Source organism: Rheinheimera sp. MM224, assembly GCF_947090785.1.
GTDB lineage: Bacteria > Pseudomonadota > Gammaproteobacteria > Enterobacterales > Alteromonadaceae > Pararheinheimera.
In genome coordinates, this window is sequence record NZ_OX352320.1 from 4,098,288 (window position 1) to 4,116,376 (window position 18,089).

Below are 18,089 nucleotides of genomic sequence, written 5' to 3' on the forward strand. Positions count from 1 at the left end.
CAATGAAAAACTATAAAATTGCCGTGTTAGCCGGAGATGGCATTGGCCCTGAAGTGATGGCTCAAGCGTTAAAAGTACTGGCTGTGGTGTCTGATAAATTCGGATTCAGCATTCAAAGCACTGAGGCTTTAATAGGTGGCGCTGCTATTGATGCAACGGGCGTGGCCTTACCTGAAGCGACTTTGGATTTATGTAAAAACAGTGATGCCATTTTATTTGGTTCAGTGGGCGGCCCTAAGTGGACCAGCCTGCCGCCAGCCCAACAGCCAGAACGGGCTTCGTTATTGCCACTTCGTAAAACCTTTGATTTGTTCTGCAACTTACGCCCAGGTCAGATTTACCCTGCTTTTGCTGAGTTATCGCCTTTGCACCCAAAAATCAGCAGCCAGGGCATGGATATTTTATGTGTGCGTGAACTGACAGGTGGTATTTATTTTGGTGAAAAAGGCCGTACTGAAGACGCAGCTTTTGATACCCAAAAATACAGTGTCAGCGAAATTGAACGTATCAGCCGTGTTGCTTTTGAAGCAGCCACTAAACGCAAGAATAAAGTGACCTCTATCGACAAAGCCAACGTGCTGGCAACCAGTGTGTTATGGCGTGAAGTGGTGGAGCGTGTTGCTAAAGACTATCCGCAAGTGCAGCTGGAACATATGTATATCGACAACGCCGCTATGCAGCTTATTCGGGCACCGCAGCATTTTGATGTGTTGTTATGCGACAACCTGTTTGGCGATATTTTGTCGGATGAAATTGCGGCCATTGCTGGTTCTTTAGGTTTATTGCCTTCAGCCAGCTTAAACGGTTCTAACTTTGGTTTGTACGAACCAGCTGGTGGCACAGCGCCAGACATCGCAGGCAAAGGCATTGCCAATCCAATAGCACAGATTTTAAGTGCCGCCTTAATGTTGCGTTACAGCTTCGCCGAAGAAGCCGCAGCCCGTGCTATTGAGCAAGCGGTTGCCAGTACTTTAGAGCAAGGCATAGTCACGCGGGATATTAATTCAGCATCGAATTACGGCACAGCAGATGTAGGCGCTGCAGTGATTGCTGCCTTAAACGCTATTGATACAAAGAGAGCTTAATGATGGCCAAAACCTTATATCAGAAGATTTACCAAAGCCATGTGGTGGCTCCGGTCAATGGCAGCACCGACTTGTTGTTTGTCGACCGCCATTTAATTCATGAAGTCACCAGCCCTCAGGCATTTGCTGGTTTACGTCAGGCCGGTCGCACTGTACGTCGTCCGGATTTAACCTACGCCACTATGGACCATAACGTCTCGACTCAGCTGCGCAGCATAGATGCGGCGGGGGAAACCTCTCGTAAACAGCTGGAAGCACTGGCAACGAACTGCAAAGAATTTAATGTGCCTTTACTGGATTTAATGCACCCGGACCAAGGCATAGTGCATGTGATTGGCCCTGAGCTGGGTTTAACTCAGCCAGGCATGATTATTGTCTGTGGTGATTCCCATACTTCTACTCATGGTGCTTTTGGCGCTATCGCCTTTGGTATTGGTACTTCTGAAGTAGAACATGTGCTGGCCACCCAAACCTTGCAGCAGCAAGTCGCGAAGACCTTAAAAGTAGAAGTTACAGGTTCTTTATCACCTTTTGTGACGCCAAAAGATGTGATTATGGCGGTGATTGGCCAGTTAGGCACAGCAGGTGGTAATGGTTATGTGGCTGAATTCTGCGGTTCTGCTATTCGTGGCATGAGCATGGAAGGCCGTATGACGCTGTGTAATATGAGCATTGAAATGGGTGCTAAAGCTGGTTTAATAGCACCGGATGAGGTCACTTTTACCTATTTAAAAGGCAAACCTCATGCACCTCAGGCAGAACACTGGGATGCAGCAGTGCAGTATTGGCAAAGCCTGTATTCAGATGCCGACGCTGTATTTGATAAAACCGTGACTATTGCCGCAGAAAAAATCAGACCACAAGTGACCTGGGGTACGAACCCTGAGCAAGTCATAGCTGTAGATCAGCCTATTCCTGCTCCTGAATCTTTCAGCGATTTAATTAAAGCCGATGCCGCGCGCCGTGCTTTAACTTATATGGGCATTGAAGCGGGCCAAAAACTAACAGATCTGAAAGTCGATGTGGTCTTTATTGGTTCCTGTACCAACAGCCGGATTGAAGATTTACGCCAAGCCGCTGCTGTGGTGCAAGGCAAACAAGTTGCATCCGGTGTTCGTGCTTTAATAGTACCAGGCTCAGGTCAGGTGAAACGTCAGGCCGAAGCCGAAGGTTTAGCTGATATCTTTAAAGCTTCGGGTTTTGAATGGCGTGAGCCAGGTTGCTCTATGTGTTTAGGCATGAACGACGATCGTGTTGAAGCAGGCCAACGCTGTGCTTCCACCTCAAACCGTAACTTTGAAGGCCGTCAGGGCCGTGGTAGCCGCACTCATTTAGTCAGCCCTGCTATGGCAGCAGCTGCTGCTATTGCCGGTCATTTCGTTGATATTTCTTATGTTGGGCCTGCTGAAGGAAGTTACCAATGAGCCAGATTTTTGCACAAGGGCTGGTCTGCCCTTTAGATAAAAACAATGTTGATACCGACCAAATCATACCTAAGCAGTTTTTAACTTCGGTCAGCCGTGACGGTTTTGCTGAAGCGTTGTTTTATGACTGGCGTTATCTGGCCAACGAAACGCCTAACCCGGACTTTGTGTTAAACGAGCCTCACTACAAAGGCGCCTCTATTCTGCTAACCCGGGCTAACTTTGGATGCGGTTCAAGCCGTGAGCATGCGCCATGGGCTATTCAGCAGTATGGTTTTAATGTGGTGATTGCCGAGAGTTTTGCCGATATTTTCTTTAATAACAGCATCAACAACGGCATGTTACTGATAAGCCTAAGCGCATCCAATATCGAATTTTTATTCAGCCGCTGCCAGCAAGGCATACAAGAATGGAAAATTGATTTAGCAGGCCAGCAGATTATTCTGGGCAATAACGCAGCTGTGGGTTTTCAAATAGACCCTGATATCAAACAGCGTTTATTAAGTGGCCTGGATTTTATCGGTGCCAGCGAACAGTTTGCACCACAAATTAGTAGTTATGAACAACAACGTGCCAGTCAGCAGCCTTGGTTAGGTTAACCGCGCTTTCGTGCAGACCGCAGGGGCCGCGGCTTGTCCCGGCCCGTCTCTGGGCACCACGATATTTGCGGGGAAGGACAAGCCCAACTACCATCTGATTGGAATTTGAAACGGGAGAGGATAAACCTCTCCCCTACAATTACACCTAGCCCCATCCAGCCATCCAGCCGTAAACTACTGATTTATTTGAACTACTTGCTTATCAGAAAAAGCGGGTAATACTTGGCAGAGTAGTACCCAACAGTATATAGTTTCATTATTATCAATTTTACTAGTTCACCTATTAACCTCTAAGGGGTATTTTTATGAAAAAGCTCGTTACATTAGCAGTAGTAGCAAGTGCTTATTTCGCGGCAGCGCCGGCAGCTTTGGCTCAGGATCAATGGGTCACCTCTTTGTGTGAATACACAAAAGCCGACGATAAAAATCGCGTCCGTAAAGTATTATCCGATAACAAAGTGAACCTTCGTAAGATTTACGATGTAATTCAATGCAATGGCGATTCGCTGATTAAATTTGCAATGCGCAGTGACGCTTATGAAACGGGTTCATTTTTTGTGAAGCAGATGCCTGCTAAAGCTTTAGTGGCAGAAGATCTGGAAACATGGGCAACCGCTAATGGTTTAGCCGCATCTCCGCTGATTAACGATATAAAAGCCCGTATCGGCCAGGACTAATTATAGCCTTCGTACTTGAAGCCGTAGCTTTGTTGCCTGCCTGATTTTAAGGAAAGAGTCGCCCCAGTCACATAGGACAACTATGCTCCTGGGGTCTCGATCGCTTGCCGCCTCGCTACAACTTCAATTACTTTGGCTATATACCCTATGACTTGAAGCTTACGGGCGGGGATAAACCCAGCCCCTACGTTTCCTGCGCTCCTCGCCCCAGTCACACAGGGCAAGGTGCCTGCTCGTGTAAAGTGTACTGAAACGGTCCATTAAGGGGCCGTTTTTTTATCCTTGCTATAAGCTTCACGTCTTTTATGATAAATCATGCCTAATACCCAAAGTATCAACGGGATAAAACCTGTCAGCAACAGCAAAACTTTATAGAAGTCCCCTCCTACAGCAGCCATATGCAGAGGATAAATCAGTTGGCTAAGTTGTTTTCCTTGCCCCATCTCCGTGGCTTTTTGCACAGATAAAACACTGGAACTGGCTGGGTCGAGTTTGATCAGAGTACGGCCATTCGGGTGCCACTCTGCGCTCAGCTGAGCACGGATTGATAATTCTTGTTCTGTTTTCTTTCGAAAACTGACTAAACGCAGAACCCCTTCAGGTAATTGTTGTTGTGCGGCCGGCAACCATAAAACCCACTGACTTTGAGTCACAGGATAAGCAGACATTTCAATTTGAGCTGTTTTTGCTTCAACATCACGAAACAACCAACTTAGGCCTTGTTGTACTTGCTGGTTATAGACCATAGCAGTGCCACTCAGAACACTAAGTAGCAGCAGAGGAGTAGCCCAAAACGCAATAACAAAGTGCCATTGCCTGGACCAGCGGATAGCAGGAGCAGACAAGGGTAAACGCCATAAGCGCCAGCCCCAGTGCCTGGGCCAGCTATGCCATAAACCAGATCCAATCAGCAGTAGCGCCAATAACCCCAGCACACCCATAATTTGTTCGCCCAGCTCAGCACTGAATAAATGCAGATGAAATTCATAAAACCAGCCGATGAAATCTTCATACTGGCTGCGGCTTAGCAATAATTGACCCGAAGCGGACCAGTACTCTAAGGTGCCATCCAGACGGGCGAGTTCAAGCCATGGTCGTTCAGTAGTAGCAAGCCGGACAAAGTTGTAGTCGGTCTGAGGCAAAGTATCTAATACCTTACCCCAAATGGCTAAATCAGTGATTAAAGGCTGCTGCAGTTGCGGATACAGCCATTGCAGCAACGAATTCTTGTAGAGTAAAACAGCGCCGGTCAGGCTGGCGGGCACCAGCCATAAGGCTAAAATCAGGCCAAAAACCCGGTGTAACTTTTTGGCCACTCTCATCCGTTAAAATCCTTAAAACGCCATCTGCCAATTCAGATTTAAAGTGCGGCCTAAACCGGCAAAATAACTGCTATTGGCAGGGGTAGTTTGTGAATAATAGGTAATGTACTGTTTATCCAGTGCATTCTCCAGACCCAAAGTCCAGCTGCCCCAGTTGTTTGTATCATAACGGCCGGATAAATCCAGCGTATGGTAGCCATCAAAAGAAGAGCCGTCGTTATAGTCGACGTCAAACAGCTGACTGATTTGTACTCTGCTGCTCAATTGCATCGGCCATTGTTGTAACCAATACAGGTTTAAGCGTTCAGGGGCAATATTAATGCCGCCTAAATCTTTATCGACCTGACCATCGTTGTTACTGTCATAACGGCCATCTGTGCGGGCATAAGTGAAACCTAAAGTGCTGTTATCACTCAGATTGTATTCGCCTTCAGCTTCAAAACCTGATATTTCAGTTTGCTCACGCATCACGCTGTAAATACCGTCGGCATCGGCTTGCAGGCGTGAGCCCAGATCGGAATCCGACTGGAAATAGCTCAGCTGCAAACGGTATTGATCTTCTGTCAGCTCGATACCGACTTCAGCGTTATCAGAGATCACAGGCTGTAAGTTCAGAAACTTAGCTACAGACTGATTCGGTGTATTAATAGCACGCAGTACCCTACCCACATCCGGCATGCTAAAACCTTCGCTGTAGCTGGCATAAACCCGGATACTGTCAGACCACTGATGCACCACACCAAAGTTTTTCAGCAGTTCATTAAAGCTGGGCTCGCCACCAGTGACAAAACTGCTGTTGGATGAAGCCAGCGTCGTAAAGTCGGCGACAGATAACTGGCCGTATTCATAACGGGCACCAGCACTGAAAGTCCAGTTTTTAATCTGGTTGTAACGCAGCTGAACAAAAGGTGCGTAGTTAGTGAATTCAGTTTCAGGTACCCAGTTTCTGTTGGTCATCACCAGTTCCTGATAAGTGCTGTCCTGCAACCAATCCAGACCAGTGCTTAAATCCACGCCCGTATCCGCTAAATCAGCACGGAAATACGTCAGACGACTGCCGACTTTTTCTGAGATATTTTGTGATTGATCAAAAATAGCTGCACCTAAGGCAGGGTCCTGGAACACCGCAGCTCTGCTGCCGCCAAACATAGAAGCAAAGTCCTGAGCAAATAATTGCAGATTCAACTGACCGCCAGCTATATCCTGATGCTGATAATCCAACGAAGCCGAAGTCACTTTATTTTGTGATGGCTTGCCTTCGGTGACTCCGCGCGCTGAGGTAGTAGGAATGCCTTGGGCTGCATTACCTGGAACCGTGACGTAGTTATTATTACCTTTTAAATCGAAGTGATTGATCATCAGCTGCAGGCTTTGAACTTCAGTCATCTGCCACTTACTTTTGATAAATAAGTCGACCGTATCGGAGTCCATGGTATCACCCTGAGTGGTATCCACTCCAATAGGATTACCATCACCATCCAGATACAAGCCGGTTTTATTAAATGCAGCGCCAGTGACTAAAGAGACATCATCAAACTGTTCGGAAAACAGATAACTAGCTTTATAACTTTGAGTATCAGAGCCACCAGCTGTTGGCAACGAACCGGATAAACTGACCTGATGCTTCTGCTCGCCCGGTGATTTAGTAATGATATTGATAATACCACCACTGGCACCCATGCCCTGAATAGCATTGGCGCCACGTATGATTTCAATACGTTCAATCATGGAGGGGTCTATGGTATTGCCATCGCGCGAACCGTTACGTAAAGGCGTAGATTGCGGCACACCGTCAATCATATAAAGAGGCTCACGGCCACGCAGGGTTTCGCCATTGGCGGTTAATTTTTGTCGGCTAGGTGAAAAGCTGGGTAACAAATTACCCAAAATTTGCGATAAGTCCTGAGTCACAGCCAACTGAGATTTTAACTCTTCCTGATCGATCACCGTAATAGTGGCAGGTACTGTACTGACGGGATAAGAAGAGCGGGTAGCTGACACACTGATGGTTTCAATTTCAGTGGCAGTTTCTGCAGCCAGTAACGGCAATGGTAAGGCCAAAGCCATAGCTAATCTGGACAACTTCATAACTTCACCTAAGCTAACAAAAATGGTTCGCATTTATAAATGCGAACCATTCTTATGTCAAGTCAGATAAGACGGCTGCCTTGCCTTAGTTTGAATTGGCGCTCAGGCTTAAACTGGCGAAGCTGATGAAATCTTCAGCCGTCTCAATTCCTGCCATTGCAGAACCATCCTGCATTTGAGAAAAAGTAGGGGGTTGTTGAAACTGGAAGCTGAGTTTTAAGCGTTCAGGTTTTTGTAAAAAATTCAGCACAGGTTGGCGAATAGACTCTGGGATCTGTTGGTTTTGTTGCAAAGCAGCACTCAGTTGCTGCTGGGTACTGGCGTAATCCGTGGTGATTTGTGCCGCAGCCAGCTTATCAAACAGCTGTTGTAAAAATTCTTTGTTTTCTATTTCAAAAGAGCCATTGGCTATACCAATAACTCCCACTTTTTTCATCAAACCTGGCAAATAGTCTGGCTGCTCAGATTGCAGCTGCTGTTGTTCAGGTGTCAGCCCATGTATGTTTTCAGCAAATTTCCATAAGTCCGTCACGCCAGTTAAAGCAAAACGGTAATTCAGGCTGAAATGATGATCGACCCGCAATTCCTGCTGGAAAGTCAGCTCCCCTGTTTTTGCTTTGTATTTGTATTGATAACTCAGCTCCATCAGCAAAGTAGCCAGATAATCAGCTAAATCTTTTGGCAACGAGGCCAGAGCCTGTTGCGCCAGTTTTAAATCTTTTAAGCGGGCAGCTCCATCTTCAGGTAAACCATCACGCTGTAACCCTATCAACTCCACTTCACCAACTGTGGCTAAATCTCCCATACCTGCAATGCCTATATGCAAGTCACGGATTTTGTAGCTTGAGGTAATAATATTCGCCGACAGTTTGCTGTAGCTCATATGAATAGGAGGCATATCACCTTGTTCGGCTAATTGCAGGTACTGCTGATTACTGCGTTCGATATGACCTGCCATCAGCTGTTCCGCTTGATGATTCGCATATAAAAAACCAGCCACAGCACTGGCAGATAGAACCAATGCAGCACCTAACCAAACTTTTTTACTCATATTCCCTCTTCCCTCAACAAAACTAACGGCGTCATACTAGCATGAGCAGAAAATAAAACACCTGCTTCAAGCTGTGATTCAATGTAAAAGCCTGTTAGTTTGATGTCTTTATTCTCTGTTTTTTTTGGTGCGATATGGAGTTCTATTTCCACTGGTTTGATTTATTAGGTATTGCCGTATTTGCAATTTCTGGCACCCTCGCAGCCTGGCGCAAACAAATGGACGGTTTTGGTGTCATAGTACTGGCAACAGTCACTGCCATAGGTGGCGGTACTTTACGCGATTTAATCCTCGACTCTCCGGTGATCTGGTTAAGCAACAACAGTTACTTTTTAGCCATTTTCGTTGCCGCAGGTTTAACTATTCTGGCAGTTCGTAACAGACTAGTGATCCCAAACAATACCTTACAAATTGCAGATGCCATTGGTCTGGCGTTTTTTGTCATTATGGGCACACAAAAAGCACTGGACCACGGCACCTCTGGTTTTGTCGCCATTATGATGGGCACTATGAGTGGGGTCTGTGGTGGCATGATCCGTGACGTATTATGCCGTGAAATTCCTATGGTGTTTCGTGGCGAGCTGTACGCTATTACCTGCATTTTTGGCGGCCTGGTGTACGTGCAGCTGCTGGGCTTTGGCGTCGCACAAATGCCCGCCATGCTGGCAGGAATGACTGCCTTATTAACCTTGCGTTTAGCCGCCATTCGCTGGCATCTGACTATTCCTGTATTTGGCAAAAAAGCCGACGACCTGCGTTAACTCCAGCAACCTACAAGGCCACTTGTACTTTTTTATTTACACACAAAACAGAGCTTATTCTGCTTCGGCTTGAAATTAATTAGGAAGCTAACTAAAATATAGTTAGCTTCCTAATTATTAACGAGCAAATTATGAGTTTCCAAAGTTTAGGCCTGCAAGTTCATCTGCTGTCACGCCAATGGCGTTGTTTATTAGATAAACAACTGGCCTGTCAGGGCCTGACCCAAAGTTCTGGCATAGCACTGGTATACATAGCTGAAAATCAAGGCTTTAGCCAAACTGAACTGGCCCGCTTGTTAGCTGTAGAAACCCCATCTTTAGTGCCAGTGCTGGACCAACTGGAAAAACAAGGCCTGATTGAACGCCGCCCGTCAGAACAGGACAGACGCCAAAAGGCGTTGTATTTGCTGCCTGCAGCAACAGACTTAGTGGCAGCTATTAATCAGCAACGCCGCGTTTTGCAGCAGCAATTACTGGGGAATTTAACACCACAGCAGCAGCAGGATCTTCCACAATTGCTGAGTCTGGTATTGCAACAAGCCGCAGTGCTTTTGCAGGACCAAAAAGCCGGAGACATATCATGAGCGCCGAACAACTGTTTAACCGTTGGATCAAATGGACTTTAGTGCTATTTGGATTGGTGTTTGGTTACTACCTGGCTGCCGATTTGTATATGCCTGTCACCACAGACAGCTTAGTGCAACGTTATGTCGTGCAGGTTGCCCCCCAAGTCCCTGGCCGTGTGGTGTCTATTGCGGTGCAGAATAATCAGCAGGTTAAAAAAGGTGATTTGTTATTCGAACTGGACCCGGCTGACTATCAGCTCAAGCTGGAACTGGCCCAATTGCAACTGGAACAAAGTCAGCAAAACAACCGTCAGTTAAGTGCAGCTTTACAAAGCGCTGCAGCCCGTGTTGATCAGGCGCGTTTTGCCTTGCAGGAAGTACAGCGGGAAGATCAGCGTTATCAGCAACTGTACAATCAAAAACTAATAGCACGTCAGCAACTGGATCAAAGCCATACAGCTGTGCTCAAAGCCAAAGCGGAGCTACAGGCCAGCACCGCAGATTTAGCAGAACGTGAAGCAGAACTGGGTATTCCAACTCAGGAGCTGGTGCAAATTAAACAGGCCCGCAATCAGCTGGCATTAGCCCAACTGGAGCTGGACAGAACCAAGGTGTATGCAGATGTCGATGGCATAGTCACAGACTTGCAACTGGAAGTTGGCACTAATTTGGCCAGTCATCAAGCTACTGTTGCTCTGGTCTCCACTCAGCAAAGTTGGGTCAGCGCTTTGTTTCGTGAAAAAAGTTTGCTGCATGTACAACAAGGTACCGAAGCTCTCATCACTTTTGATGCTTTACCAGGCGAAGTATTCAGCGCTTCGGTACGGGATATAGATGCAGGTGTTGCCAACGGCCAGAGCACACCAGATGGACGTTTAGCGACGGCAGACAGCAGCAGCCGCTGGGTCCGTGATGCGCAGCGTTTAAAAGTAAATCTGGCGATGCAACAGCAAATGCCGTCCGCTTTAGTGGTTGGATCCCGGGCAACAGTGCAACTGGTGCCAAAAGACAACCGCCTGCTGGCAGCTTTGGCAAAAAGCCAAATTCAGCTGATTAGCTTGCTGCACTATGTTTATTAAAGCGGCGTTTACTAAAGTGACGTTTACTAACGCAGTCTTTACTAAAACTTTTAGGTCCGGTTATGTTTGCACCCACTCCCTTTCATAAAGTACTGCGGCTGGCCTTTGGTGCCAGCCTCGGCTTACTGCTGGCCAAACTGACCAACTCGGATCAATGGGGTGTGTTTTTTACCATCAGTCCTGTGTTGTTGTTAGGTTTAATCCCCAGACTGACGCCTTTTGTTGTACTGCAATACGTGAGCGCGAACCTGATAGCTGGCTCTATGGTGCTGCTGTACAGCTGGCTTGGTGCTTTAAGCACTGTGATGACGCTGCTGGTTTTTATCTATTTCCTATGGTTATTCCGTTTGATGGCCAAAGGCGCGCTTTTTGTATTTGCCGCTATTGCCATTATTAACGGCAGTATCTTTTTGCATTTCGCCAGTTACCCCAGCATGGATCCGGGCCAGATGCTTGGCAATGCTTTATTGGCTGTACTATTTGCTTTGCTGATTAGTGGTGTTGTGATTTGGCTCTTTCCTGTGCCAGAACAGTCTATGCAAATGCCTCCAGCTAAAACCCCACTTGAACAGCAACAGCAAAGCCTGGTCGCAGCAGCTATTGCAACCTTGTCTTTTGTGACCTTTCAACTGCTGGATTTACAGGATTCGCTATCTGCTCAGGCCAGCAGCATCCTTATTCTGTTGCCTATGAGTTTTACTGGCATAGTGCAGGCTGGTATCAAACGAGCGTCAGGAGTATTGCTGGGTTCCGCCTATGCGATAGCGGTCCAGTTGGTGTTGTATGACAACTACCAGCATTTACCCTTAACTATGCTGGCATTCTTTTTTGGTATGCTGATTTTCGCCAGAGCGCAGCAACTGGAAGGCCCGGGCTCTGGTGTAGCTTTTGGTGGCATGACCACTATGGCTATTATTTTTGGTCAGTATTTAAAGCCAGATCAAGATTTGATGTACAGCGCTTTGTACCGCATCAGCTCTGTCAGTGTGGCTGTGGTTTTGACACTGGTATTAGCCACTGTACTTTATCTGCTGCTGGAACGTCGCAACCTTAAAATCAACGCCAATAAAAAAGCCCCGCTTGTCAGTGACTAGCAGGGCTCTTCTCATCGGCTTCGCTTAGGCTTAGTCGGCTTTTTCGTCCGATATAGCTTTATGCAGTTTCACTACGTTGCGGCCTTTACGCATGCGGATATTGATCATCTCAACAGCTACAGAGAATGCCATAGCGAAATAGATATAACCTTTTGGCACATGCACATCAAAACCTTCGATCATTAAGGTCACACCAACCAAAATCAGGAAGGATAAAGCCAGCACTTTAATGGATGGATGTGCGTCGACAAAGTCACCAATAGACTTAGCAGCAAACATCATCACTACCACAGCAGAAACAATGGCAATGGCCATAATTTCAATTTGATTGACCAGACCCACAGCAGTGATCACTGAATCTAATGAGAAGACGATATCTAAGATAGCGATTTGGATCAGCACCATAAACAGGTTGTTGGCTACCACTTTAGGACCAGCACTATCTTCTTCCATACCTTCGAGGCTATGGTGAATTTCCTGAGTCGACTTGGCCAGCAGGAATAAACCACCACCAATTAAGATCACATCACGGCCTGAAATGTCATTACCCAGCACAGTAAACCAGGTTTCGGTTAACCCCATCACCCAGGAAATAGAGAATAACAACGCCAGACGGGCAAACATGGCTAAGCCTAAACCCATACGGCGGGCAAAGGCGCGTTGATGCTCAGGCAAACGCCCCACCAAAATAGATAAGAAGATAATATTGTCTATACCTAAGACGATTTCCAAGGCTGCCAGAGTACCTAAGGCTATCCAGGCTTCCGGACTCGCGATCCATTCAAACATATGAAGTTCCCATGATTTTAATTAACTGCGGCTAGTGTAGCGGCTTTATTGGCGAATTTCAGCTGTAACCTTTTGCTTATCTGACAACTTGGGCAGTTGTTCCCTATATTCCACTAAAGCATAACGTCGTTTTAACTGCTGAATTTGATCCTGCTGTTCAATCAGAAATTGATTAAAGCGCAGGATTTGTTCCGGATGCTTTTGGCTGGATAAGTGAAATGCGAGGTTGGTAAAAGGTAAATGCTCAGCCATCACCAGAGCTTTGGCAGATTTCATCTGAGCTAAATGGTACTGAGCGACATTGTATTCCACATTAGCTGCATCAACCCTGCCCCGCAGCGTCATTCGCAGCGCAGATTCAGCATCAGGTACATCCAGAATTTTAAACTTATGCTGTTTTTTCAGCTCTATCCACCGGGTTGGTGAAAAACCATGAATATTAGCCAGCACTTTAAAATCCACCATGGCCATTTTCTGCTTTTCCGGTAGCACCATAGTGCCACCCAAAGTATAAATCACCGGAGCGCTGTAATATTTAACCAGCTTTTGATCTATGTCTAAATGAGGTTGCCAACGCAGATTATCCGGATAAACAAAGTCCGTCAGTTCAGCCGAATCCTTGTATAAACGCTTGACTGGCAAAGCTTTAAATACAAACTCATCGCCACTCCAGACGCTGTATAACTGAATCAAATCAACAAAGTAACCACGGGGCTGCGCTGATTTAAAGTCGTAATGTGGATAATAATCCAGCTGCTCTATACCAATCACATAGGGTTTAGCCTGAACAGTGCCGCAGAAAAAACTCAGGCAGCTCCATAACAATATCAATACAACTCGCATGCGACTCCAACGTCTTCTTTGATACTTTCTAAGCTTAGGCTATTTCGTGCTGTAGCGTTGCTCAGGCGGCAAATAACCAGGGATACGGCTGTGGTCAATTTCATCTAATTGCCCGGGTTTTAAAAATTGTTCTGCGTACTGCAGATACACTTTCTGATCGATAAAAATATCAAACAGATCCGGGTCTATATGCTGGTTCTGTTTCATTCGGCCCATAATCATCAGGCATTCACTTAATGGTTTGCCGTCTTTATAAGGCCGGTCTGACGCCGTTAAGGCTTCAAAAATATCGGCTATGGCCATCATACGGGCTGGTATCGACATTTGGTCTCTCGTCAGACCTTTGGGATAACCAGTACCGTCCATTTTTTCATGATGACCACAAGCAAACTCGGGCACCCTTTGTAAATGTTTAGGGAAAGGCAAAGACTCCAGCATATCGACGGTAATATTCATATGACGGTTGATGATCTGCCTTTCCTCCGGAGTTAAGGTGCCACGGGCTATACTCAGGTTGTAAATTTCATTATCAGATAACAGATTTTGTTCCTGTCCCGCTATGCAAATCTGCAACTGACGACCACAATCAGCGACCTGCTGCTGATCGTCTTTGTCCATAAACTCGCCACCTATATTAGCTTTGCGCAAAAAATCGCGCTGCGCGTCCAAAGCAGCCAGTCCTTGTGCCAGTTGCTGTTGCAACAATGCAATTTGTGCCTGATCCTGCTGGTGAGACGCAAGATACAAAGGTCCGGCAAGACTTAGTTCGAAATCCCGTTTGGCTATCTCTATTTTGGCGTCGACCAGCTCTATCCTGTCGAAAATGGTCTGTAATTTACTAGCCTTATCCATCACATGTTCTGGCGTGGCAATTTTACCGCAGTCATGTAACCAACCCGCCACACTTAACTCATGCCGGTCAGCATCCGTCAGCACAAAGTCTGCTAAAGGTCCGCTGTTATGATGATGAGCCGCATTCGCCAGCATCATGGTCAGCTCCGGAACCCGCTTACAGTGTCCGCCAGTGTAAGGGGACTTTTCATCTATAGCTTTGGCGATCAGACGGGCTATGCCCTGAAATAACTCTTCCATGTTTTCAATCAACTGCTTATTGGTCAGTGCCACAGCAGCTAAAGAAGCCAATGAACGCACCAATTCCATTTGCTGAGTTGAAAATGCACTGACTTTGCCATCCACTGTGGCATTAATCAGTTGCAATACACCATTGAGCTCGCCCTCATGATTTTTCATCGGGATAGTCAGCACCGACTGGGTATGATAACCAGTCCGCTGATCCATACTGCGCGCAGCGCTTAGGTCATATTGCTGACAAGCATAAGCATCAGGAATATGGATCATTTCACCTTCAGCGGCAGCAATAGCCACTATAGCGTGTTGATTCACCTGGCCTTCTTTGTAAATGGGGATAGAAGGAAAAGGGATAGGCACGCCAGAGCTACCGCCCATATACATATTCAGCGAGTTGTTGATCAAGGTCTCAAATTTCAGACTCTTGTCAGCCGTCACTGAATAAATAGTGCCACCGTCTGCCTGAGTTAAAGTTTGAGCACTGGTTAAAATACGCTCCAGCAGACGGGTTGTATCCCGCTCTACCGATAACGAAATGCCTATGTCTATCAAATGTCGTAATACTGAAGGTTCAGTCATCATTTTTCACTGCCATGACTACTTTTCTGCATGAGTATAGACCCCATCCCAATCTGCACCAGTCTGATGCGTACGGTAATGAGTCAGTCGTTCGAGATACAAGCTGTATAACTTATCGTTATAGCACTGATACAACGAGGCCCAGAGCTGTTCGGCCTCGTTCCAGTCTTGCTGCCAATACAATACAAGTGCTTGTTCATGCCGCTGCAAAGCAGCTACAAAGTCTGGGTTAGTTAGTAAGTCGGGATCCACAGGTTCATAAATAATGACTGCTTCTGTTTTACCCTTCACTTTGACTTTGTCTATGGTACGAAAAGTCATGTTTTGGCATTGTTGTGCCGTCATCTGGCTCACCAAAAACCGCACGCCATAATATTTAGTCAGACTTTCCAGTCGGGAGCCTAAATTCACAGCATCACCAAGTACGGTATAAGCACGACGATACTCCGACCCCATATCACCCACATTCATTTCGCCCGTATTAATACCAACCCCAATATCGATGGCGGGCAAACCATCTAAAACAAAACTTTTGCTGAGTTCATCGGTGATTTTTAACATAGAAAAACCCGCCTTCACCGCCAGCTCTGCATGAGCTTTTACATCCAGCGGCGCATTCCAGAACGCCATTACCATATCGCCCACGTATTTATCTATGGTGCCCTGATGCTCAAAAATAGTTTTGGTAATGGGCGAAAAGTAGCGATTTAACAAGGATTTCAGTTCGGTCGCTGTCAGTTTCTCTGACAAGTTGGTAAAACCACGGATATCTGAAAATAACACCGACATCTCTTTTCTTTTACCATCCAGACTTACGCTTTCAGGGTGATTCAGCATTTCATCTATATGAGCTGGGGGTACGTACTGGTCGAAAATTGATTTAATCCGGGCTTTTTGTTGTGAAGCGCCAAAAAAGCCATAGATTAAATTCAGCAAAGTCAGGCCTAAAATCAGTAACAGACTGGACGTTAAGGGTAAATCCAGCTTCAAAACTTGCCAGCTGTACAAGTTGCCCCCCAAGGTCAGCAGTAACAGACTGCCTCCTGTTAAAGCCAGGCTGACAGGGCCTAAAGCAGGAAACAACAAACTCATCAGAACACCCAGTACCACTAAAAACAAAAACACCAGAGCCTCAGCCCAATCCGGATGAGAGTGAATTAACTCCGGATAAATTAAGCCTTCAAATACATTGGCGTGCACTTCTACGCCTGGGTATTGCACACCAACAGGAGTCGAACGTAAATCAGCGTGGCCTACCGCAGAAGTGCCGACAAAAACGACTGCATCTTTTAACAGCGCTTTATCCACTGCCCCATGCACTACATCAACAGCGGAAATATAAGGAAAACTGCGCGCAGGACCTCGATAAGGAATAAGCACTCTGCCGTATAAGTCGGTGTTAATGCGGGTATTGCCCACTGTAACACCCACTATGGTATTAATTTGCTGCAATGGCGCAGTTTCTACTTCCAGCTGCTGAGCCAATGCATATAAACGGGCAGCCTCCAACGCCAGTGACGGATAAACTTTGTCCTGATAGCGGATGAGCAAAGCAGCCTGGCGGATAAAACCGTCAGGATCGGGAGATGAATTAATAAAACCTGTTCCAGCACTTTGTTGCTGAAGTACAGCCGTATTGGCGACATAACCGGCAAACTGACTGACAGAACTTTGACTGGCTTCAGAATCCACAGACACATAGGTTTCAGGCAACTGCCCCACAGCCAGTTGTTCCCGCTGGAATAAAAACCCCAGAACTACGTCTTTGTTTTCAAGGCTTGAGGCAAACTGATGGTCTGCATCTAACAGTGGTGCTATCTGCTGTAATTCCGCCGTCGTTTCAGCAGATAACCGCTGCTGGCCGGACTGCAACACTTGTTGTGCCGGGTTGCGCTCAGGCTCGGAAAAAATCACATCAAAAGCGACCACCGAAGCACCAGCCGCAGTTAATTGCTCCAGCATCTGCGCCACTATTTGGCGACTCCATGGCCAACGACCCAGTTGCTTCAGACTTTTTTCGTCAATATCAACTATCACTACAGGTAAGTCTTTGACCTCTCTGTACGACAGCATCAGTTTTAATCTACTGTCGTACAGCAAACCATCAAGACGCTTTAACACTGACTGTTCTGAATAGACAGCACTCAACTGAGCCAGCACCAGCACTCCACTAAACAGCAGGCTACAAAACAAAATCCATTGATGGCGTCGCCAATACTTCAGCACCAGATTTCCATTCCTTCCTGCGCCATCACCACTTCAGGGCGCTGCGCACTAAACTGCTGCGCCAGTTCATCCAATTGCAGATCAGTGCGGACCGGATCATGGCTGAAAATGACCAGCTTTTTCACTTGAGCTTCTTTGGCTAACACCACCGCCTGACTGACCAGTGAATGACCCCAGCCCAACTTATAGGGCATATCTGCTTCCAGATATTGGCCATCGTGGATCAACAAGTCGACTCCTGCGACAAACTCTAGCCACCGCGCTCTTGAAGTGAATTCTTGCTGTGGCGGAAACAGCTCATTATCTGTGACATAAGCCAAAGCTTGTCCGTCTGCGGTAATACGATAAGCACTGCCAGAACCCGGATGATTCAACCGGCAACGCTGGATATAAAAATCTCCCAACTGCCACTGATCGTCCGCTATAGGAGTAATACGGATCACTGAAGGCAGTTGCTCTGGCGCTACAGGAAAAAACTCGCCTGACATTTGTTTTAAGATTGCGTCATGCTCGGCGTTTAAAGTATGTCCCGGAATAATCCGGATTTGACGACCCGGCTGATACGCGGGTGCAAAAAAAGGAAAACCCTGAATATGGTCCCAGTGGTTATGGCTAAGCAGTAACACCAGCTCTTCAGTGCCAGCCATTAATTCCTGCCCCAATAACCTGATCCCAGTGCCCGAATCGAGAATTAATTGCTGACCACTTTGACTAGTCAGCAGCACACAAGGGGTGTTACCGCCATACCTTTGTGTATCCACTCCCGGTGTTGGAATTGAGCCACGCACGCCATAAAATTTAATCTGCATAAGGACTC

General features: G+C 46.6%; 16 protein-coding genes. 8 read left to right on the top strand and 8 right to left on the bottom strand.

The features are described from left to right. Positions 1-2 precede the first annotated feature (2 nt). From leuB to OM978_RS19135, 4 genes are all read left to right on the top strand, one after another. The gene (leuB, locus tag OM978_RS19120; protein ID WP_264343940.1) at positions 3-1,085 is read left to right on the top strand and encodes a 3-isopropylmalate dehydrogenase; all 1,083 of its coding nucleotides are present in this window, start codon (positions 3-5) and stop codon (positions 1,083-1,085) included. Then, positions 1,085-2,509 (top strand): 3-isopropylmalate dehydratase large subunit, encoded by a 1,425-nt coding sequence (leuC, locus tag OM978_RS19125; protein WP_264343942.1) that lies wholly within the window; start codon positions 1,085-1,087, stop codon positions 2,507-2,509. The genes leuB and leuC overlap by 1 nt, the downstream gene beginning before the upstream one ends. Beyond that, positions 2,506-3,108: a 3-isopropylmalate dehydratase small subunit gene (gene leuD, locus OM978_RS19130; RefSeq protein ID WP_264343944.1), complete on the top strand. Its 603-nt coding sequence runs from the start codon at positions 2,506-2,508 to the stop codon at positions 3,106-3,108. Before leuC ends, leuD begins: the two co-directional genes overlap by 4 nt. A 305-nt stretch (positions 3,109-3,413) precedes the next feature. Next, entirely contained in the window at positions 3,414-3,785 is a 372-nt protein-coding gene (locus OM978_RS19135) for a DUF3718 domain-containing protein (RefSeq protein ID WP_264343946.1), read from the top strand. Between the two features lie 260 nt (positions 3,786-4,045). On the opposite strand, the gene OM978_RS19140 is transcribed toward OM978_RS19135, so the two are convergent. The 3 genes from OM978_RS19140 to OM978_RS19150 form a co-directional block, all read right to left on the bottom strand. Then, positions 4,046-5,107: a PepSY-associated TM helix domain-containing protein gene (locus tag OM978_RS19140; RefSeq protein WP_264343947.1), complete on the bottom strand. Its 1,062-nt coding sequence runs from the start codon at positions 5,105-5,107 to the stop codon at positions 4,046-4,048. A gap of 12 nt (positions 5,108-5,119) precedes the next feature. Further along, complete coding sequence (locus OM978_RS19145; protein ID WP_264343948.1) at positions 5,120-7,195, bottom strand: TonB-dependent receptor; 2,076 nt, start codon at positions 7,193-7,195, stop codon at positions 5,120-5,122. An 85-nt stretch (positions 7,196-7,280) separates the two neighbouring features. After that, positions 7,281-8,246, bottom strand: a complete 966-nt coding sequence (locus OM978_RS19150) for a hypothetical protein (RefSeq protein ID WP_264343949.1) — start codon at positions 8,244-8,246, stop codon at positions 7,281-7,283. A 134-nt stretch (positions 8,247-8,380) separates the two neighbouring features. Here OM978_RS19150 and OM978_RS19155 point away from each other — a divergent pair, with 134 nt between their 5' ends. The 4 genes from OM978_RS19155 to OM978_RS19170 all read left to right on the top strand — a co-directional run bounded on the left by OM978_RS19155 (position 8,381) and on the right by OM978_RS19170 (position 11,746). Further along, positions 8,381-9,007 carry a trimeric intracellular cation channel family protein gene (locus OM978_RS19155; protein WP_264343951.1) on the top strand — a complete coding sequence of 209 codons (627 nt, stop codon included), beginning with the start codon at positions 8,381-8,383 and terminating at the stop codon, positions 9,005-9,007. Between the two features lie 131 nt (positions 9,008-9,138). Next, entirely contained in the window at positions 9,139-9,591 is a 453-nt protein-coding gene (locus OM978_RS19160) for a MarR family winged helix-turn-helix transcriptional regulator (RefSeq protein WP_264343952.1), read from the top strand. Next, entirely contained in the window at positions 9,588-10,652 is a 1,065-nt protein-coding gene (locus OM978_RS19165; RefSeq protein ID WP_264343953.1) for an HlyD family secretion protein, read from the top strand. Before OM978_RS19160 ends, OM978_RS19165 begins: the two co-directional genes overlap by 4 nt. A gap of 62 nt (positions 10,653-10,714) precedes the next feature. Then, positions 10,715-11,746: a DUF2955 domain-containing protein gene (locus OM978_RS19170; protein WP_264343954.1), complete on the top strand. Its 1,032-nt coding sequence runs from the start codon at positions 10,715-10,717 to the stop codon at positions 11,744-11,746. A 30-nt stretch (positions 11,747-11,776) separates the two neighbouring features. On the opposite strand, the gene OM978_RS19175 is transcribed toward OM978_RS19170, so the two are convergent. Genes OM978_RS19175 through OM978_RS19195 form a run of 5 tightly spaced genes read right to left on the bottom strand, consistent with a single transcriptional unit; the run spans position 11,777 to position 18,081 of the window. Then, on the bottom strand, positions 11,777-12,535 hold the full coding sequence (locus OM978_RS19175; protein WP_264343956.1) for a TerC family protein: 759 nt from the start codon (positions 12,533-12,535) through the stop codon (positions 11,777-11,779). A 45-nt stretch (positions 12,536-12,580) separates the two neighbouring features. Continuing rightward, entirely contained in the window at positions 12,581-13,378 is a 798-nt protein-coding gene (locus OM978_RS19180; RefSeq protein ID WP_264343958.1) for a hypothetical protein, read from the bottom strand. A 39-nt stretch (positions 13,379-13,417) separates the two neighbouring features. After that, positions 13,418-15,049 carry an HD family phosphohydrolase gene (locus OM978_RS19185; RefSeq protein ID WP_264343959.1) on the bottom strand — a complete coding sequence of 544 codons (1,632 nt, stop codon included), beginning with the start codon at positions 15,047-15,049 and terminating at the stop codon, positions 13,418-13,420. Between the two features lie 15 nt (positions 15,050-15,064). After that, a complete protein-coding gene (locus tag OM978_RS19190; protein WP_264343960.1) occupies positions 15,065-17,272 on the bottom strand; it encodes a CHASE2 domain-containing protein in 2,208 nt (735 codons plus the stop codon). After that, complete coding sequence (locus OM978_RS19195; RefSeq protein WP_264343962.1) at positions 17,266-18,081, bottom strand: MBL fold metallo-hydrolase; 816 nt, start codon at positions 18,079-18,081, stop codon at positions 17,266-17,268. The genes OM978_RS19190 and OM978_RS19195 overlap by 7 nt, the downstream gene beginning before the upstream one ends. Positions 18,082-18,089: the final 8 nt, after the last annotated feature.